The organism is Nocardioides sp. NPDC000445, from assembly GCF_040300245.1.
In the GTDB taxonomy this organism is placed as follows: Bacteria; Actinomycetota; Actinomycetes; order Propionibacteriales; family Nocardioidaceae; genus Nocardioides.
In genome coordinates this window covers 12,950-31,742 of the sequence record NZ_JBEPDH010000013.1, presented here as the reverse complement: position 1 = coordinate 31,742, position 18,793 = coordinate 12,950, and the positions used below count along the sequence as shown (strand labels likewise).

17 protein-coding genes are annotated in these 18,793 nt (G+C 70.5%); 7 read left to right on the top strand and 10 right to left on the bottom strand.

Going from position 1 to position 18,793, the window contains the following annotated elements:
• Positions 1 to 72 precede the first annotated feature (72 nt).
• Complete coding sequence (locus ABT304_RS17985; RefSeq protein WP_141803049.1) at positions 73 to 372, bottom strand: hypothetical protein; 300 nt, start codon at positions 370 to 372, stop codon at positions 73 to 75.
• A 250-nt stretch (positions 373 to 622) separates the two neighbouring features.
• Between ABT304_RS17985 and ABT304_RS17980 the strand changes: the two genes are divergently transcribed.
• Both ABT304_RS17980 and ABT304_RS17975 read left to right on the top strand, forming a co-directional pair.
• A complete protein-coding gene (locus tag ABT304_RS17980; protein WP_350717186.1) occupies positions 623 to 1,900 on the top strand; it encodes a DUF445 domain-containing protein in 1,278 nt (425 codons plus the stop codon).
• Positions 1,901 to 2,035: 135 nt separating this feature from the next.
• Positions 2,036 to 2,278 carry an RNA-binding S4 domain-containing protein gene (locus ABT304_RS17975; protein WP_350717184.1) on the top strand — a complete coding sequence of 81 codons (243 nt, stop codon included), beginning with the start codon at positions 2,036 to 2,038 and terminating at the stop codon, positions 2,276 to 2,278.
• A 78-nt stretch (positions 2,279 to 2,356) separates the two neighbouring features.
• Here the strand turns inward: ABT304_RS17975 and ABT304_RS17970 are convergent, their stop codons facing one another.
• The 8 genes from ABT304_RS17970 to ABT304_RS17935 all read right to left on the bottom strand — a co-directional run bounded on the left by ABT304_RS17970 (position 2,357) and on the right by ABT304_RS17935 (position 12,539).
• Positions 2,357 to 2,731 (bottom strand): FKBP-type peptidyl-prolyl cis-trans isomerase, encoded by a 375-nt coding sequence (locus ABT304_RS17970; RefSeq protein WP_141795436.1) that lies wholly within the window; start codon positions 2,729 to 2,731, stop codon positions 2,357 to 2,359.
• A 4-nt stretch (positions 2,732 to 2,735) separates the two neighbouring features.
• The gene (locus ABT304_RS17965) at positions 2,736 to 5,354 is read right to left on the bottom strand and encodes a DUF4153 domain-containing protein (RefSeq protein ID WP_350717182.1); all 2,619 of its coding nucleotides are present in this window, start codon (positions 5,352 to 5,354) and stop codon (positions 2,736 to 2,738) included.
• Positions 5,351 to 6,052: a response regulator gene (locus tag ABT304_RS17960; RefSeq protein WP_350717180.1), complete on the bottom strand. Its 702-nt coding sequence runs from the start codon at positions 6,050 to 6,052 to the stop codon at positions 5,351 to 5,353. The genes ABT304_RS17965 and ABT304_RS17960 overlap by 4 nt, the downstream gene beginning before the upstream one ends.
• Before the next feature lie 81 nt (positions 6,053 to 6,133).
• Positions 6,134 to 6,568, bottom strand: coding sequence for a CBS domain-containing protein (locus tag ABT304_RS17955; RefSeq protein ID WP_350717178.1), 435 nt, complete (start codon positions 6,566 to 6,568; stop codon positions 6,134 to 6,136).
• Positions 6,569 to 6,624: 56 nt separating this feature from the next.
• Positions 6,625 to 7,497, bottom strand: a complete 873-nt coding sequence (locus tag ABT304_RS17950) for an inositol monophosphatase family protein (RefSeq protein WP_160027635.1) — start codon at positions 7,495 to 7,497, stop codon at positions 6,625 to 6,627.
• A 97-nt stretch (positions 7,498 to 7,594) separates the two neighbouring features.
• Complete coding sequence (rsgA, locus tag ABT304_RS17945; protein WP_350717176.1) at positions 7,595 to 8,605, bottom strand: ribosome small subunit-dependent GTPase A; 1,011 nt, start codon at positions 8,603 to 8,605, stop codon at positions 7,595 to 7,597.
• Between the two features lie 7 nt (positions 8,606 to 8,612).
• Positions 8,613 to 9,908 carry a 3-phosphoshikimate 1-carboxyvinyltransferase gene (gene aroA / locus ABT304_RS17940; RefSeq protein ID WP_350717174.1) on the bottom strand — a complete coding sequence of 432 codons (1,296 nt, stop codon included), beginning with the start codon at positions 9,906 to 9,908 and terminating at the stop codon, positions 8,613 to 8,615.
• A gap of 57 nt (positions 9,909 to 9,965) precedes the next feature.
• Positions 9,966 to 12,539 carry a sigma-70 family RNA polymerase sigma factor gene (locus ABT304_RS17935; protein WP_350717172.1) on the bottom strand — a complete coding sequence of 858 codons (2,574 nt, stop codon included), beginning with the start codon at positions 12,537 to 12,539 and terminating at the stop codon, positions 9,966 to 9,968.
• 291 nt (positions 12,540 to 12,830) lie between these two features.
• On the opposite strand from ABT304_RS17935, the gene ABT304_RS17930 reads away from it, so the two are divergent.
• The 5 genes from ABT304_RS17930 to ABT304_RS17910 are packed head-to-tail and all read left to right on the top strand — an operon-like array spanning position 12,831 to position 17,691.
• Positions 12,831 to 13,553 carry a hypothetical protein gene (locus tag ABT304_RS17930; protein WP_350717171.1) on the top strand — a complete coding sequence of 241 codons (723 nt, stop codon included), beginning with the start codon at positions 12,831 to 12,833 and terminating at the stop codon, positions 13,551 to 13,553.
• Positions 13,554 to 13,597: 44 nt separating this feature from the next.
• Entirely contained in the window at positions 13,598 to 14,344 is a 747-nt protein-coding gene (locus tag ABT304_RS17925) for an SOS response-associated peptidase (protein ID WP_350717169.1), read from the top strand.
• A 1-nt stretch (position 14,345) separates the two neighbouring features.
• Positions 14,346 to 14,984 (top strand): alpha/beta hydrolase family protein, encoded by a 639-nt coding sequence (locus tag ABT304_RS17920; protein ID WP_350717167.1) that lies wholly within the window; start codon positions 14,346 to 14,348, stop codon positions 14,982 to 14,984.
• Between the two features lie 45 nt (positions 14,985 to 15,029).
• On the top strand, positions 15,030 to 16,811 hold the full coding sequence (locus ABT304_RS17915) for an IlvD/Edd family dehydratase (RefSeq protein ID WP_350717165.1): 1,782 nt from the start codon (positions 15,030 to 15,032) through the stop codon (positions 16,809 to 16,811).
• A gap of 10 nt (positions 16,812 to 16,821) precedes the next feature.
• Positions 16,822 to 17,691 (top strand): fumarylacetoacetate hydrolase family protein, encoded by an 870-nt coding sequence (locus tag ABT304_RS17910; protein WP_350717163.1) that lies wholly within the window; start codon positions 16,822 to 16,824, stop codon positions 17,689 to 17,691.
• Here the strand turns inward: ABT304_RS17910 and ABT304_RS17905 are convergent.
• A complete protein-coding gene (locus ABT304_RS17905) occupies positions 17,681 to 18,769 on the bottom strand; it encodes a LacI family DNA-binding transcriptional regulator (RefSeq protein WP_350717161.1) in 1,089 nt (362 codons plus the stop codon). The genes ABT304_RS17910 and ABT304_RS17905 overlap by 11 nt on opposite strands.
• Positions 18,770 to 18,793 lie beyond the last annotated feature (24 nt).

Sequence of the window (18,793 nt, the reverse complement as noted above, 5' to 3'; positions counted from 1 at the left end):
ACGCCGCCGCGACCCATGGGGTCGCGACGGCATTTTTGCTTCAGACGATGAGGTGGTTGAAACCCTGTTGCGCTAGGCGGCGGTCGCCGGATGACGTACGACGACGTGCTCGACCGCCCTGGCGAGCTCCTCGCGGAGCTCGGGCGCGAGCTGAGGGCAGTCGACCGAGAGGAACAGCTCCATCGCGGAGCGGGTCGCGCGGGCCCGCTCGCCGGGCGTGCCCTCGGAGAGGGTCGGCGCGATCTCGGCGAGATGGGCACTGGTCTCGACCACGGTGTTGCAGTCGTGCGGGGTGAGTGGGGCGCGGGCCTCCCGGCCGGCGCGGACGAGGACGCTCAGAACCTCCACCTTGGCGGCGGTGGTCAACGACATAGCGCTCCTCGACGAGTCGAACAGATGCGACCCCACACCGTCCGCGTTGTGCGACGACATGTATCTCCTCGGTGGGACGTGTGCCTCCCCCGAGGCACTCTCGCCCACTCCAACGAGCAGGGGAAGGGATCGGTGACGCCCTTGGGTGCTTTGTAACCCAGCTGTGGGCCGACCCGTGAGTAACCTATAGAAATGCTGGTCCTGGTGTTGCAGATCGCCTCGCGTGGGACGACCCGGCACAATTGAGCCCATGAGTTCTCCTGGGGGCGCCGGCATCGGCGGCCTGATGGTCGAGACCGAGGCCGATGTCGTACGCCGCCAGGCACTGCGCCGCATGCGCATCGTCGCCACCGGGCTCCTGGTCGTGGCCGCCATCGTCTATCTGCTGACCCTTCGGCTGGACGGGTTCTGGGGATTCGTGAACGCGGGCGCCGAGGCGTCCATGGTCGGTGCGATGGCCGACTGGTTCGCGGTGACCGCGCTGTTCCGCCACCCGCTCGGGCTGCCGGTGCCGCACACCGCGCTGATCCCGAAGCGGAAGGACGAGCTCGGCGCCAGCCTGGAGGAGTTCGTCCAGGACAACTTCCTGCAGGAGGAGACGATTCGCGAGCGGCTCGGCGTAGCGATGCCGTCGCTGCGGCTCGCGCTCTGGCTCGCCGAGGAGCCCAACGCCAAGCGGGTCGTCGACGAGGTCTCCACCGTGGTCGCCGACGGGCTCTCCCGGATCAACAACCGGCACATCGTCGAGATCATCCAGGACGGGTTCGTACCTCGCCTGCGCGAGGAGCAGATCGCGCCGCTCCTCGGCGGCACCCTGCAGGCGGCGCTGGACGACGGTGTCCACCACGGTCTGGTCGACCTGGCGCTGGTCGAGTTGCACGGCTGGCTCGAGGAGAACGAGGAGATCGTCACCGAGGTGCTCGGCGAGCGGGCGCCGTGGTGGACGCCCCAGGTGCTGCGCGAGCCCGTGACCGCCCGCATCCACGTCGAGCTGGTCCGCTGGATCGCCGACATCCGCGACGACCCCGAGCACCGCGCCCGCAAGGCGATCGACACGATGCTCGCCGACCTCGCCGACAACCTGCAGCACGACGAGGCGACCATGGAGCGCGCCGAGCGGCTCAAGGAGCGGGTGCTCGACCACCCCGGCGTGATCAACACCGCCATCTCGATCTGGGACGCGCTGCGGCGTGCGCTGACCACGTCCCTGCGCGACCCCGACGGCGTCGTCCGCCGCCGCGCCCTGGACGAGGTCGTCCGCTACGCCCAGAAGGTCGTCCTCGACGAGGCCCTCCAGCGCCGCTACGACGCGCTCGCCTCCGACGTGGCCGTCTACGTCGTCAAGCGCTACGGCCGCGAGGCGACCACCGTCATCACCCACACCATCCAGCGCTGGGACGGCAAGCAGGCCGCCCGCCGCATCGAGCTCTTCGTCGGCCGCGACCTGCAGTTCATCCGCATCAACGGCACCATCGTCGGTGGTCTCGTCGGCGTGATCATCCACACCGTCGCCGTCCTGGTGGAATGACCCGCCGAGACGTCACGTACGTCGGCCGAGACGTCACCGCGTGCCGACTCGGCCGACGTAGCTGACGCCTCGGCCGACGCGGGTGACGCCTCGATCGATTTACCTGACGCCTCGGCGCGGGGGAGGATGAGCGGTGTGAGTGAACCCTTCGACGTACCCATCTCCGACGAGGTCATCCGCCTCGGTCAGTTCCTGAAGCTGGCCAACCTGGTCGAGGCCGGCTCCGAGGCCCGCCCGGCGATCACCGCCGGCGAGGTGAAGGTCAACGGTGAGATCGAGCTCCGCCGCGGTCGCCAGCTCCGCGTCGGCGACGTCGTCGAGTACGCCGGCCAGGCGGCCCGGGTCTCAGACGAGGCCGACTTCGACGTCCCCTGGTAGGCCTGGCGGAAACTGAAGCGAGAAATAGGAGCGAGGCGGTGACCCCTGAGGGTCGCCGCCTCGCTGCGTACGAACTGCTTACTTCTCGACCTTGACCAGGTCGCAGACGAAGATCAGGGTCTCGCCGGGCTTGATCGCGCCGCCGGCGCCGCGGTCGCCGTAGCCCAGGTGGGGCGGGATGACGAGCTGGCGGCGGCCGCCGACCTTCATGCCGAGGATGCCCTGGTCCCAGCCCTGGATGACCTGGCCGATGCCGACGCGGAAGTCGAGCGGCTCGCCGCGGTTGTAGGACGCGTCGAACTCCTCACCGGTGGACAGCGCAACGCCGACGTAGTGGACCGATACGCGGTCGCGCTCGGTGGCCTCCTCGCCGTCACCGATGGTGATGTCCTTGATGACGAGGTCGGTCGGAGGGGTGGGGTCGACGAAGTCGATCTCAGGCTTCTGGCTCATGAAATCAGTCTACGTATCGAGACTCGCTGGGGCACACCACCGTCGCATCGACCGTCCCGGGGTAGATCGTGGTCAGGCCGTCGGCCCGCTCCCGGCCGAGGTTCCACTCCAGCCAGTCGCCCTCGCGATCGCTGGGCCCGAGCACACAGCTGCGCAGGTCCTCGGGGAGCTTCTTCAGGGCGGGCACAGCGTCGTCGCTGAGCTCGGCGAGGAAGTCGGTGTCGATCTTCCCGGTCTCCTCATAGCGCGAGACGTTGTGCTCGGCGATCCACGCGTCCGGGTTGATCGCGGCGATCCCGAGCAGCGCGACAGCGCCGCTGACCAGCGCGAACCGGCCGAGCCAGAGCCCGCCGGCGATCGCGGTGCCGGTCACCGCGGCGACCAGCCCGGCGATCACCAGCACGCCCAGCCAGGCCTCGAAGACATCGACGAGCAGGCGGAGCTGGGTGAAGCCGTACGCCTCCTGGTAGAGGTGCATCCGGTACAGCGCCGACCCGACGACGACCAGAGCCTCCGCGGCTAGGAGCCCGAGCGCGATCCGCAGCCACAGCCGGTCGGCGACGGTCTCCACCGGCGCCTTGCGCGCCGCCGCCCAGATCACCAGCAGGGTCAGTGCGGTCGCGACGGTGAGCTGGCCGAACCCTTGGTGGACGTACTCGGCGTACGTCAGCCCCGTCGTCTCGCGCAGGTAGTCCTCGCCGCCGAAGACAGCGGTCGCCTGCGCGATCAGGAACGCGGCGAAGACGGCGACCACGACACCGACCGGAGCCAGCCACTCGTAGCGGTTGGCGACGGGCTGGGACGTACGCTCGCTGCGGTCGATCCGGGGCGGGTTCACGGCCAGGTACGCAGCGCCCATCACGACCCCGAAGACGAAGACGGTCATGAAGATCCGAGCCGCGAAGGTGTCAGGACGTACGTCCGGCACGAACTGATCGACCCAGCTGCCCAGAACCGCGTCGGCGGTGGTGAACAGGAGCCCGAATATCACCAGACCGAGCAGCGAGAGCACCGTGGTGCGGGCGACCGCCGCCCCGTGACCCCTGCCGGAGACGCTGGTCAGCGTGCGGCCCAGCCACGGGATCCCGCGCAGCCCGGCCAGCGGCCAGGAGATCCCGGTCAGCACGATCCCGAGCAGCGTCTTCGCCTGGGTGGAGGCACACAGGATCACCGCGATCGCCGTGAGCAGGCACAGCACGACGAGCCACTCGGCGTCGCGGAAGACCGCGACCGAGGAGAGCAGCGCGAACAGGACGTAGCAGACGATCGGGAACCAGCTGCGACGCTTATCGCTCGCCATCATCACGACCCCGCCGGCGGCCAGCAGCACGATGACCGTCCCGAGCCCGGCGTTGCGGTCGGGGATCAGCAGGCCGCCGAGCAGGCCGGCGACCACGGCACCGATGAAGAGCCCGAACCTGCCCGCGACACCTGAATCGGGCCAGTAGGTGCCGAAGATGTCGTCGAGGACCGACGGGGTGGCATAGGTGGCCTGAGGGTCCGTGTCGGGGTTGTCGACCGGCTGGGCCGGTTCGGCGGGCTCGGCCGCCGGGGGAGTGGTGGGCATCTGGCTCTCCTCATGAGTGGGGGTGAGATGACTGGGACTGAGCTGATGGGGGCCCGGACGTACGGGTGGGCGCAGCGGAAGGTCGACGCGCACCCGGGCGCCGGCGGCGCCGGGGAGCGGATCGAGGAAGGCGATGGAGCCGCCGTGCAGGTCGGTGACCCAGCGGGCGATGGCGAGCCCGAGCCCGGTCCCGCCGCCCTCGCCGGAGGAGCTGAGCGTGCCGAAGGGCTCGAAGACGCGTCCGCGGTCGGCGACGGGGATGCCGGGACCGGAGTCGAGGACCTCGAGGTGGTAGCGCTCGCCGTCGATCCCGGCGCGCACGGTGACCACGCCGCCGCGGGGACTGTGCCGGGAGGCGTTGTCGAGCAGGTTGACGACGAGCTGGCTGAGGCGATCGGGGTCGGCGTCGACGACCAGGTCGGCCGGTACGTCGATCTCGTACGTGACCGGCCGCCCGTTGGCCCGCGTCTCCGCGACGCAGGCCTCCAGCAGCGGGCCGAGCTCGACCGAGGCGGTGCTCAGCGGCGCCTTGCCGGCGTCGACGCGCGCCAGGTCGAGCAGGTCCTCGACCAGCCGGCTCAGCCGCTCGGCCTGGCCGAGCGCGGTCTGCAGCGCGGCGGGGTCGGATCCGACGCCGTCCACGAGGTTCTCCAGCACGACCGTGAGAGCCGCCAGCGGCGTACGCAGCTCGTGGGAGACGTTGGCGACCAGGTCGCGACGCTGGCGGTCGACGGCGCCGAGATCGCTGGCCATCGTGTTGAACGCACGTCCCAGCTGACCGACCTCGTCGGCGCCGACGGCGGGCACGGAGACCGAGTAGTCGCCCCGGGCCATCCGCCTGGCCGCGACGGTCATCTGCCGCAGCGGGGACGTCATCCCGGCCGCCAGCAGCTGGGTGACCGCGAGCGCGATCCCGATCGTGACCGGGATCGAGATCCACGGGGAGACCCCGGTGATCCGCCCGACGGAGGCGACGACCGCCGCCACCAGCGCGCTCGCGGCGACCAGGAGCCCGAGCTTGACCTTGATCGAGGAGACCCGTTCCAGCGGAGTCATTCGCCGGCCTCCAGGGCGTAGCCGACCCCGTGCACGGTCCGGACCCGCTCGGACCCGATCTTGGCGCGCAGCCCCTTCACGTGGCTGTCGACCGTGCGGGTTCCGGAGGCGTCGTTCCAGCCCCAGACCTCGGCGAGCAGCCGCTCGCGGGTGACCACGGCGCCCGGGTCGGCGGCCAGGCAGACGAGCAGGTCGAACTCGGTCGGCGTCAGCCGGACCTCAGAGCCGTCGACCCACACCCGGCGGGCGGCCGGATCCATCCGGAGCCCCCCGATCTCAGCCGTACGCCGCGGCGACCCGGCCAGCTCGGCGGCCCGCTCCACCCGCCGCAGGAGCGCGTTGACCCGGGCCACCAGCTCGCGGGCCCGGAACGGCTTGGTCAGGTAGTCGTCGGCCCCGACGCCGAGCCCGACCAGCACGTCGGCCTCGTCGGCACGCGCGGTCAGCATCAGCACCGGCACGGGGCGTACGGCCTGGATCCGGCGGCACACCTCGAGGCCGTCGTAGCCGGGCAGCATCACGTCGAGGACGACCAGATCGGGCGAGGTCTCCTCGAAGCAGGAGACCGCCCCGGGGCCGTCCCACGCTCGGACGACGTCGTATCCCTCCGCCTCGAGCCGGTCCGAGACGGCCTGGTTGATGACCGGCTCGTCCTCGACGACGAGGACCCGGCGGGTGACGGTCAGATGTTCTGGCACATGCTCAGGCTAGAAGCCCGAGTCGCCGGAAAGGCTGCAGAAGTTGTGCAGGTCCTGTGAAGGTCGGATCCGGACAGGATCTCAGGTCTGGTGGACGTACGCCTCGAGCTGGTCGCGCTCGAAGGCCAGCTGGTCGATGCGGTGCTTGACCAGGTCGCCGATGCTGACGATGCCGACCAGGCCGCCGTCGGGGGAGACGACCGGCATGTGCCGGATCCGGCGTTTGGTCATGATGCCCAGGATCTCGTCGATGGTGGCCTCGGGGGCACAGGTCTCGACCTCGGTGGTCATGATCGAGGAGACCTCGGCGGCGAGCAGCGCGTCGTTCTCGTGGAGGCGCCGGACCACGTCGCGCTCGGAGACGATCCCGGCGACGGCGGTCCCGTCGCCGCTGACGACACAGGCCCCGATGCCGTGCTCGGAGAGCACCCCGAGCAGGTCACGCACGGTGGCGGTTGATGCGATCGTGACGACTTCTGCGATCGCCTTGCGAGTGAGTACGTCCGCGATCTTCATGCACCAACGGTAGCGGCCGTGACGTGCGTCACGCCAGGGTCTGTTCCGGAACGCGGCTACTCGGATGCCGGGCGGCGGAACGCGGTGACCGATCCCGGCTGCGCGGCCGGCCAGTCGGCGTCGTTGTTGCCGTCGGGCAGGCCGCCGAGGAAGGAGAGCACGGCGTCGTGCAGGTGCCCGTTGGTGGCCAGCGCGTTGCCGCCCCATGGCCCCGGGTCGCCGGCCAGCGAGGTGAACTGGCCGCCTGCCTCGCGCACGATGATGTCCAGCGCGGCCATGTCGTAGAGCTCGAGCTCTGGCTCGACCGCGATGTCGACCGCGCCCTCGGCCACGAGCATGTAGGACCAGAAGTCGGAGTAGGCACGGGTGCGCCAGCAGCTGCGCATCAGCGCCAGGAAGTCCTCGAGCCGATCGCGCTCCTCCCAGCCGTGCAGCGAGGAGTAGGACATCGAGGCGTCCTCCAGGCGGCGTACGTCGGAGACCTGGCAGCGGGTCGACTTCATCAGCGACTTGCCGGTGTGGGCACCCTGGCCCTTCGCCGCCCACCAGCGCCGCCCGAGCTGGGGCGCGGAGACGACCGACATCACGACCTCGTTGTCGACCGCGAGCGCGATCAGGGTCGCCCACACCGGCACGCCGCGCACGAAGTTCTTCGTGCCGTCGATCGGGTCGACGATCCAGCGGCGGCTCGACGACCCGGAGGATCCCGACTCCTCGCCGGTGATCGCGTCCCGCGTACGCGCGCGGGAGAGCGTACGCCGGATCGACTCCTCCACGGCCTTGTCCGCGTCCGAGACGGGGGTCAGGTCGGGCTTGGTCATGACGTGCAGGTCGAGCGCCTTGAACCGCGACGTCGACAGCGAGTCGGCGTCGTCGGCCAGCAGGTGCGCCAGCCGCAGGTCGTCGTTGTAGTCAGGAGTGCTCGCCACGAGGATCCACTCTAGTGGCTCCGCTCCCCGTGCGAACCCTCCCCTGGTAACCGGTTCCCCACGAAAACACCGGTCAGGGCATCGAGGGCTCGACCTGTCAGAGGGCGTACGTCGGCACCGACCGCGCCTCGAGGAGGCGACGGAACGAGACGACCCGTTCCGGATCGAGCCTGCCGTCCTCGACGGCGATGTCCAACCCGCACTCCGGCGCATCGGCGGCGTGCGAGCAGCCGCGCGGGCACTCGGCCGTCGCCTCCTGCAGATCGGGGAAGGAGACGATGAGCCGTTCCGGCTCGACGTGAGCCAGCCCGAAGGTACGGATCCCCGGGGTGTCGATGATCCACCCGGCCCCCGGGAGCCGCAGCATCAACGCCGACGTGGACGTGTGCCGCCCCCGGCCGGTGACCGCGTTGACGTGCCCGACCTCGCGGCCGGCGTCGGGAACGATCGCGTTGACCAGGGTCGACTTGCCCACCCCGCTGTGGCCGAGGAGGACCGACGTACGTCCGTCGAGCCTCTCCCGCAGCGCGCTCATGTCGCCGCCCCGCTGGGTCACCACCCACGGCACCCCCAGCGACCGGTAGATCGAGACCAGCGACTCCGGGTCGGCCAGGTCGGCCTTGGTGATGCACAGCAGCGGGTCGATGCCCGCCTCCAGGGCAGCCACCAGCGCGCGGTCGATGAACCCCGTACGCGGCTCGGGGTCGGCGATCGCGGTGACGATGACCAGCTGGTCGGCGTTGGCGACCACGACCCGCTCGACGGGATCGTCGTCATCGGCCGTACGCCGCAGCACGGTCTCCCGGGGCTCGAGCTCGACGATCCGCGCCAGCGCCCCTTCTGCGCCCGAGGTGTCGCCGACGACCTTGACCCGGTCGCCGACGACCACGCCCTTACGACCGAGCGGGCGGGCCTTGACCGCCCACACCTCGACGTCGGGGGCCTCGTCCATGACCAGCGTGAACCGCCCACGGTCGACCGTGATCACCCGCCCGAGGTCGGCGTCGTCGTAGCTGGGCCGGTCCTTCGTCCGCGGCCGGGTGCGGCGCCGGGGACGGTCGTAGTGCTCGACGTCCTCGGTCCCGTAGCGCCGCTGTGCCTTCGCCATGTCGTCGTCAGAACAGGCCGGCCCAGAAGGGCGCGAAGTCGGTGAAGGTCTTGCTGGTGGTGGTGATGTTCTCGACCAGGACGTCCTCGACGGCTGCCCCGATGATCACGCCGGCGTGGGCCATCCGGTGGTCGGCGTAGGTGTGGAACACCCCGCCGTGCAGAGCCGCCGGCCGGATCGTCAGCCCGTCGGGATGCTCGGTGACGTCGGCCCCGAGCGCACCCAGCTCGCGCGCGAGGGCGGCGAGCCGGTCGGTCTCGTGGCCACGGATGTGGCCGATTCCGGTCAGGTGCGAGGGCGTCGAGGCGAGCGCGCACAGCGCCGCGACGGCGGGGGTGAGCTCGCCGATGTCGTGCATGTCCAGGTCGATCCCGGTGAGCCGCTCCGGCCCGGTGACGGTCAGCCCGTCGTCGGTGACCCGAACCTCGCAGCCCATCAGCGAGAGCACCTCGCGCAGCTGGTCGCCCGGCTGGTCGGTCGACTCCGGCCAGTCGCGCACGGTCACGGTCCCACCCGAGACCGCGGCCAGGGCCAGGAACGGCGCCGCGTTGGACAGATCCGGCTCGATGGTGCGGTCCAGCGCCTTGATCGGCCCTGGTGCCACGGTCCATCGGTTGGCGTCGGAGTCGTCGACCGCGACGCCGTGCTCGCGCAGCATCGCGACCGTCATGTCGATGTGGGGGAGCGACGGCACGGGCTTGCCGTCGTGGCGTACGTCCACACCCTGCTCGTACCGCGCGCCCGCGAGCAGCAGCGCGCTGATGAACTGGCTCGAGGCCGAGGCGTCGACCACCACGGTCCCGCCGGGCACGGCGCCCTGCCCCTGGATGGTGAACGGCAGACCGTCGCCCTCGATGTCCACGCCGAGGTCACGAAGCGCACGCAGCACCTCGCCGACCGGCCGCTTGCGCATGTGCGGGTCGCCGTCGAAGGCGACGGTGCCGGTGGAGAGCGCGGCCACCGGAGGTACGAACCGCATCACCGTCCCCGCCAGCCCGCAGTCGACCTCGGCATCGGCGCCGAACGCCCCGGGCGTCACGACCCAGTCGTCTGCCGAGGTGTCCACGTGCGACCCCAGCGACGTCAGCGCTGCCGCCATCAGCATCGTGTCGCGCGACCGCAGCGCACGACGTACGACACTCGGCCCGTCCGCGATCGCGGCCAGCACCAGCGCCCGGTTGGTGAGCGACTTGCTCCCCGGCAGCGACACCGTCGCCGTCACCGGACCGTGCGCGCGAGGCGCCGGCCAGGGGTCGGCCGGTCCGTTGGCAGGGTCGGCGGCACGGTCGCTCGTCGTAGTCACAGGTCCAACTTTAGAGGTTCCGCGAGCGGAGGCGGCCGTCGGTCACCGGGGATGAAATCACTCGATCCCGAGCGCCTTCAGGAAACCCTCCCAGGTCAGACCGCCGGTCGCGGAGCCGCGCTCGACCTCGGGCTCCTCGTCCGGGTCCGCGCTGTCGCTGGGCTCCTGGGGGCCTTCGGGCAGCGAGGGACTCTCGCTCGGAGTGCCCGGGTCGCTGGGCAGCTCCGAGGACGGAGTCGGCACCTGGGGTACGTCCGGAGTGGTCGGTGGTGTGGGCACCTGCGGGACGTCCGGGGTCGTCGGTGGTGTGGGCACCTGCGGGACGTCCGGAGTCTCGGTGGGAGAGGGCGTCGGGGTCGGCGTGGGCTCCGGCGCGGTGGAACCGGAGACGCTGGCGTGGTTGTTGCTCGCGTCGCCGTCCTCGTAACCCTCCGGGACGATGCGAGCATCGAAGGTCCACGTCTCGCCCGCTCTCGGGATGAAGTCGACGTGTGCCGCTGTGCCGTCACCCGTCAGCTCGCACTCGTACGAGTACGTGCTGCCCGTCGGCGGGGGAGCGAAGGTGCCGCAGGCCTGCCAGCCGAGGTAGGCCGGCTCCATGCCCGTCACCGTGATCACGAGCTTGGTCGACCGACCGGCCGCGGCCTCGGGGAGCCCGGTGACCTCTGCGGTGGCGGCCACGTAGCTCGCCCACCCGGACAGACCGAGGAACGACGCACCGAACCCGCCGCCCTGCTGGGTGGCGCTAACCTCGACTTTTGGGTCGTGCTTCGGAGCTTCCTCGAAGGTCACCTCCGCAGCACCGACGTCCTCGCCGCCGTGGCCGTCCGAGATCCGATAGGTGAAGGTGTCGCCGGCCCCGTCGTAGCCGGCGGTCATCGTGTAGACGACCTTGCCGTCGACGATCTCGGCCGTGCCGTGCGCGGGCTGGTCCACGATCTCGACCAGGTCGAGGGTGTCGCCGTTGTCGTCGGTGTCGTTGGCGAGTACGTCGATGGTCCCCTGCGCCGTCGACGGCTGGTTGCCGTTTCCGTTGCCGTTGTTGCCCTGACCGTTGCCGTTCGACCCGGGAGTCCTGGTCAGGGTCGCGGCGTCGCCGACGGCCTTCGGGTCGGCGTTGGGCGTGGTCACGTCGACGGTGCCGGCGACCTCGCCGCCGTTGCCGTCGGTGAGGACGTACTCGATCGTGTCCGTCCCACGCCAGCCCTTCTCGGCCTCGTAGGTGACGGTCGTGACCGGCTCACCGGCCATCCGCAGGCCACCGAAGATCGCGCCGCTGGGGCCGCGTCCCTTGCCGCCGCCCGACGTCGAGGTGCCGCCCACGGTGACGGCGCCGTGGGCAGGGGCACGGACGTTGGCCTCCTTGACCGAGAGCGAGTCGCCGTTGGCGTCGGTGGCGCCCTGGGTCAGGTCGATGACCGCCTTGCCACCCGGAGCGACCTGCACCTCGGGCAGGGGCGAGGTGATGACCGGCGCCTCCTGGGTCTGGGCCGGGGCGGTGTCGGCCGGCGGGTCGGCCGGCTGGTCGGCGGGTTGGTCGGCGGGAGGTGCGGCCGGCGGGGCTGCGGGCTGATCTGCGGGCGGGGCCGCAGGCGGCGCGGCGGGAGGAGCCGCGGGGGCAGGATCGGCGGCGGCGGGCGCCTCCGCAGTGGGCTCGTCCGCGGCCGGCACCTTCGGGGCCGGGTCCCCGCCGGTGAGCACGAGCCCCGCGGCCACGGCCGCAGCAGCCGCGACACCGGCACCCGCACCGACCGTACGTCCCACGGGATCGCCCAGCACCCAGTCCCTGACCCGCCCGAAGAAGAGCACGACGCCACCCTTGGCGGCGACGCCGCTTCCGACGGCGAGGTAGCCCGCGCCCGCGGAGCCGAGCAGAGCCGGAGCGAGCCAAGCACCCATCCCGGAGTTGACCTCGGTGAGCTCGAGGTAGATCGCGGTGCACGGACGGCAGTCCTGGAGGTGGTCGTCGACCTTCGTCGAGTCACGCTTGGACAGGCCGTTGCGGATGTAGGCACCCAGGTTGGCGCGCGTGGTGGCGCAGGCCTCCTCGCCGGCGTCTTGAGCGTGCATCGAGATGAACGCCTGCTTCAGGCCCTCGCGAGCCCGGTAGGCGAGCGCCGAGACCGAGTTGGCCGACATGCCGAGCATCGGCGCGATCTCGGCCGGCTTCTGGCCCTCCACCTCGGTGTGCCACAGCACCTGCTGCCAGCGCTCCGGAAGCTGCTGGAACGCCTTCGCGGCGGCCTGGTTGTCGAAACCCGACACGGCGGTGTCCTCGAACGGCACGCCCGGGTCGAACGGGGTCAGGTCGTCGGTGGTGGTCAGCTTCGAGGCGGCACGGATCTTGTCCACGTGGAGACGGCGCAGCGACGTCAGCAGATAGGCGCGGAACGCCAGGTCCGGGCCACCGCCCCTCTGCAGCACGTTGAGCACCTTGGCGAACGCCTCGGAGACGAGGTCGTCGGCGTCGCCGGGCGACACCAGCTGACGGGCCAGGCGGCGGGCGGCCTCGACATGGCGCTCGAACAGCGTCCCGTACGCATCCAGGTCACCGCCGCGGACAGCGGTGATCAGCTCGGCGTCGCCAGGGGCGTCGAGGGTAGGGAGAGAGGTGGGGGTCGATTCGCTCACAGCACCAGAGACGTTAGAAGGACGGAGGTATGACGCGGCTTGCGCCAACGGGAGACATGCGTTGTGCTAACGACTGCTGGAGCCCGCACGTCACGCCCCTCCCCGGATCTGACAACAAGTTTCGCGAAACCCAGAAAATGTGGGTCGCTACCGCGTCATGGTTGCCGATTTCGTACGTCAAGTCCATGTGGGCACGCGGTAGTTCAGCGCGCGCACCACTGTATCGATGACCCAGCAACTTCGGACAAGGAACGACACCAACGCCAGGAAACACGAGAAAAGAGGTGAGTTGTGCGGCTGTTCTCCCGAGGTCGGCGTGCGCCTGCATCCACCTCGCCTGAGATCACAGAGCTCTCCGACGAGCAGCGTGCGGCGCTCCCGCCGCGGTTCGAGGCCGTCGCGGAGGCGCTCGTCGAGCGCAGCAACTACGTCGCCGAGGCCTGCTGGGTCGCCGGCCACGACCTCGCCGAATCAGGTGTCTCCCTCGGGGAGTGCCTCGAGGACCTTCGGATGACCACGCAGGCCATGGAGGATCGCGACCCGGCCTTCGTCGAGGTGCACGCGCTGTCCGTCGCCTGGAGCGAGGCGACGCTGGGCTATCTGCACACCATCTCCTGCGCCGACCCGCTCACCGGCCTCGCCACCCTCGCGCACCTGCGAGAACGCATCTCGGACCTCTACCGGGAGGCCACGGCGCGCAGCCACGCGCTGGTCGTCACCGACGCCCACCTCCCTGGCGCCCCCGGCGGGAAGACCGACAGCATCGCCACCGCCCGCCGGATGTCGCTGCTCGGCCAGACCGCCCGCACCGTCTTCGCGACCGCGGCCGCCGTCGGACAGGTCGGCCACAGTCGGATGGTCGTGGTCGCCCCGCGCGATGAGACGCTGGTCAAACGGCTCGGGCTCCTCAAGCGGATGGTCGAGCACAGCGCCGACCGGATCTGGATCGAGGGGCTCCCGGACAACGACAGGTCTGCGGGCATCCTGCTCGACGAGCTCGCCCGCGGAGCCTAGAAATACCTCCGAACACCACCGGCACCCGGCGCTAAGGTGAACGTATGTGCGGTCGTTACGCGTCCAGCCGCCAACCCGACGAGCTGGCCGAGGAGTTCGAGATCGATGAGCTGCGCCTGCAGGAGCCGCTCACCGAGAGCTACAACGTAGCCCCGACCAACGATGTCTATGCCGTCCTCGAGCGCCCGCCGCGTGGCGACGAGGACGCGTCCAGCGAGCGCCAGCTCCGTTCCGTACGTTGGGGCCTGGTCCCGTCCTGGGCCAAGGACGTCAAGATCGGCAACCGGATGATCAACGCCCGGATGGAGACGGTGGGCGAGAAGCCCGCCTATCGCCGGGCGTTCGCCAAGCGCCGCTGCCTGCTGCCGGCCGACGGCTACTTCGAGTGGTACGCCACCGAGGCCAAGGACGCTAAGGGCAAGCCCCGCAAGCAGCCCTACTTCATCACCCCCAAGGACGGGGGAGTGCTGGCGATGGCCGGGCTCTACGAGCTGTGGCCCGACCCCGCCAAGGCCGAGGACGACCCCGGCCGGTGGCTGTGGAGCTGCACGGTGATCACCACCGAGGCGGAGGACTCCCTGGGGCGGATCCACGACCGGATGCCGCTCATGGTCGAACGTGAGCGCTGGGACCAGTGGCTCGACCCGACCCGTCCGGGCGATCTGGAGCTGCTGACCCCGGCGGCGCCCGGCCGGCTGGAGGCCTACCCGGTCTCGACGCTGGTGAGCAACGTACGCAACAACGGCCGCGAGCTCGTCGAGCCGCTGCCGATCGAGGAAGCCTGGGGATGACATGGGTGGAACCACGACGCAGATGATCGACACGCCCTACGGACAGGGGCGGCTCTACACCCGCCGGGCGCGGCGACCACAGGCGACCCTGCTGCTCTCCCACGGCGCCGGCAACGGCATCGACACCCACGACCTGATGGCGCTCAACGACGCGCTGCCGGCCCAGGGCATCACCGTGGTCCGCTTCGAGCAGCCCTGGCGGGTCAAGGGGAAGCCGGTGGCCACCCCGCCCAAGTCCCTCGACGCGGCGCTGACCCTGGCCGCCAACTGGATGCGGGTGCGCACCCCGCTGGTGGTCGGAGGCCGTTCTGCCGGGGCCCGCTCGGCGGTCCGTACGGCGCGCGGCTTCGGCGCCGCGGGGGCGCTCTGCCTGGCCTTCCCGCTGCACCCGATCGCCAAGCCGGGCATCTCGCGTGCCTACGAGCTGCTGGAATCCAGGGTGCCGACGCTGGTGCTGCAAGGCACCCGGGACAGGTTCGGCAAGCCGGAGGAGTTCCCGGAGGGGATCGAGGTCACCCCGATCCCGGGTGCCGACCATTCCCTCGTCGTCGGCAAGCGTGGCCCCATCACGCAGGCCGACGCCGACGCGATCCTGGTCGAGTCCACGCTGGAGTGGCTGGTCCGCGAGGTCATCGCCTAGACAGATCCATGGCGGGCCGTGCGTGGTGCCGCTAGGGTTTACAACGTGGTAAACACCCCTCGCCTGCGCAGCCGAGACTGGTTCGACAACCCGGACAATCCCGCGATGACGGCGCTCTACATCGAGCGCTACATGAACTGGGGCGTGACGCGCGAGGAGCTCCAGTCGGGCAAGCCGGTGATCGGCATCGCGCAGACCGGCTCGGACCTGTCGCCCTGCAACCGGCACCACCTCGGGCTCGCGCAGCGCGTACGCGACGGGATCCGGGAGATGGGTGGGATCGCGTTCGAGTTCCCGGTGCATCCGATCCACGAGATGGGGAAGCGACCGACGGCGGCGCTGGACCGCAACCTCGCCTACCTCGGTCTGGTGGAGGTCCTCTACGGGTATCCCCTCGACGGGGTGGTGCTGACCACAGGGTGCGACAAGACCACGCCGGCGTGCGTGATGGCGGCGGCCACGGTGAACATCCCGGCGATCGTGCTCTCGGGCGGGCCGATGCTCAACGGCTGGCTCAAGGGCGAGCGCATCGGCTCGGGCACGATCATCTGGAAGGCGCGCGAGATGCTCGCGGCGGGGGAGATCGACGAGGCGGAGTTCACCGAGCTGATCGCTTCCTCTGCGCCCTCGCCCGGCCACTGCAACACCATGGGCACCGCCGCGACGATGAACAGCCTCGCCGAGACCCTCGGGATGAGCCTGCCCGGCTCGGCCGCGATCCCAGCTCCGCACCGTGACCGCGGTCGGGTGGCCTACCTGACGGGCAGGCGCATCGTCGAGATGGTGCACGAGGACCTGAAGCCCTCCGACGTCCTGACGAGGGATGCGTTCGAGAACGCGATCGTCGTGAACTCGGCGATCGGAGGCTCCACCAACGCTCCGATCCACATCAACGCGATCGCCAGGCACATCGGGGTCGACCTCGGCATCGAGGAGTGGGAGACGATCGGGCATCGGATTCCGCTCCTGGTCGACATGCAGCCCGCCGGCAGGTTCCTGGGCGAGGAGTTCCACCGCGCGGGCGGGGTGCCGGCCGTCGTCCACGAGCTGATGCGTCACGGGCTGATCCACGAGGATGCGCTCACGGTCAACGGACGGACCATCGGCGAGAACTGCCGCGACACGGCGAGCGAGGACGCCGAGGTGATCCGCGGCTTCGACGACCCGCTCGTGGAGCAGGCCGGCTTCATCGTGATGACGGGGAACCTGTTCGACAGCGCGATCATGAAGACCAGCGTGATCTCGGACGAGTTCCGGGAGCGCTACCTCTCGGACCCCGAGCACCCGAACGTGTTCGAGGGTCGCGCGATCGTCTTCGAAGGGCCCGAGGACTACCACGCCCGCATCGACGACCCCTCGCTCCAGATCGACGAGGGGTGCATCCTGTTCATCCGAGGTGTCGGCCCGATCGGCTATCCCGGCTCGGCCGAGGTCGTCAACATGCAGCCTCCCGCCGCACTCATCGAGCGGGGTGTGCACTCGCTCCCGTGCGTGGGCGACGGTCGCCAGTCCGGCACGTCGGGGTCGCCCTCGATCCTCAACGCCTCGCCCGAGGCCGCAGCCGGAGGAGGCCTGGCGCTGCTGCGTACCGGCGATCGTGTCCGGATCGACCTCAACGCAGGACGGGCGGACATGCTGGTCTCGGACGAGGAGCTGGCCGAGCGGCGCGAGGCGGTCGGCCAGTTTCCGGTGCCGGAGTCGCAGACCCCGTGGCAGGAGATCCAGCGGTCCATGGTCGGCCAGCTCGCCGACGGCATGGTCCTGGAGCCTGCGGTGAAGTATCAGCGCGTGGCGCAGACCAAGGGCACCCCACGTGACAACCACTGAGGAGCAGCCGATGCACCTTGTCCGATACGACAGCGGAAACGGCCCGCAGGTCGGCGTACGCAGGGACGACTCGATCACCCCGGTGAGCGGTGTCGGATCCATGGCGGATCTCCTCGCGATGCCGCACGACGAGCTGCTGGCCACCGTGGAGTCCGCCTCCGCGGCGCCGGTCCCGGTCGCGTCCGTACGTCTGCTCGCTCCGCTGGACGGGAGGGCCGAGCTGTGGTGCGCGGGCGTCACCTATGCCCGCTCGCGCAGTGCCCGGATGGAGGAGAGCGCCGAGCAGTCGGTCTACGACAAGGTCTACTCCGCGCAGCGGCCCGAGCTGTTCCCGAAGGCGCCGGCCTGGCGTCTGGTCACCGACGGCGAACCGGTCGGCATCCGGGCCGACTCCGGCCACGACGTACCCGAGCCGGAGCTGGCCGTCGTGATCAACGCCCACGGCGAGATCATCGGCTACACGGTCTGCAACGACATGAGCTCCCGCTCGATCGAGGGCGAGAACCCGCTCTACCTGCCCCAGGCCAAGGTGTACGCAGGCGCGGCAGCGCTCGCGGCCGGCATCAGGCCCGTGTGGGAGGTCCCTGACGCCACCGCCCTCGCCATCACCTTGGTGGTCCGCCGGGGCGAGCACGAGGTCGTCGCGGCGGAGACGTCGTCCAGCCGGCTCGTGCGTCCGATCCAGCAGCTCGTCGACCACCTGTTCGCCGCCAACGACTTTCCCGACGGTGCGGCGCTGGCCACGGGCACCGGGATCGTCCCCGACATGGGCTTCAGCCTTCAGCCCGGCGACATGGTGGAGATCGAGGTCGCTGAGGTCGGCAGGCTCACCAACCGGGTGGAGGTCGGGAAGGAGCCCTTCGCGTGGCTCAACCGTTGAGTCTCTGAGGGGTCGCGCCGGACTGCCTCGACGTGGCCTTGGCGGGCCCCGAGGCGGTCCCGCCGGACGACTCCCGCACGATGACGTCGAAGGCAGCCTTGTGCAGCCGAGCCGGCCGCGATGACCCTGCACCCCACTCGATGCGCTCGACGAGCATGCTGACCGCCGTCTCCGCGATCTCCGCACGGCCGGGGTCGATGCTGGAGAGCGAGGGGACGGTGAGGTGGCTGATGGTGATGTTGTCGAAGCCGATCACGGCCACATCGTCGGGCACGACGCGCCCCGCTTCACCGAGAGCTCGGAGCGCACCCAGCCCGAGCGAGTCGGTCAGGGTGAAGATGGCGTCGAACTCCAGCCCTGACTCGATGAGCTGCCGCGCCGCGTCGGCGCCGTCCTCCGGATGCCAGGGCGCGACGACCCGCTCGAGTCGGGGATCGTGCTCGATCCCGGCAGCCGCCAGAGCCTCCCGGTAGCCCTGGATACGCAGGTTCGAGGGCCCCATCACCCGGGTTTCGTCCTCGGGATGGGCGCCGATGACGGCGATCCGCCGGCGCCCCAGAGAGATCAGGTGCTCGACGGCTGCGCGGGCCGCGCTGATGTTGTGCATCGTCACGTGGTCGGTGGGTCCGCCGAAGATCCACTCTCCCAGCATGACCAGCGGGAAGTCGACGTACGCCAACAGGTCGCGGTCCTCGGTGCCGAGTCGCTCGGGGCTGAAGAGCAGGCCGTCGGTCTGGGGGAGCCCATGGGTGAGGAGCTCGATCTCGTGCTCGCGGTCGCCTCCGAGCTGCCCGACGATGACGCTCAGTCCGCGCTTGGCCGCAGCCGCGATGACCGCATCGGCCAGCTCGGCGAAGTAGGCCTGCCTCAGCTCCGGGACCGCCAGCCCGATGACGCCGGTGCGGCCGGAGCGCAGGCCGCGCGCGGAATGGTTCGGCCGGTAGCCCAGCTCGGCGATCGCCTTCTGCACGCGGGCACGCGTGTCCGGGTGCACGTTGGGATGGTCGTTCACCACGTTGGACACGGTCTTGGGCGAGACACGGGCAATGGCCGCGACTTCGCGCATCGTCACAGCCATCGTCGCCTCGTGTTCCCTCGTGCC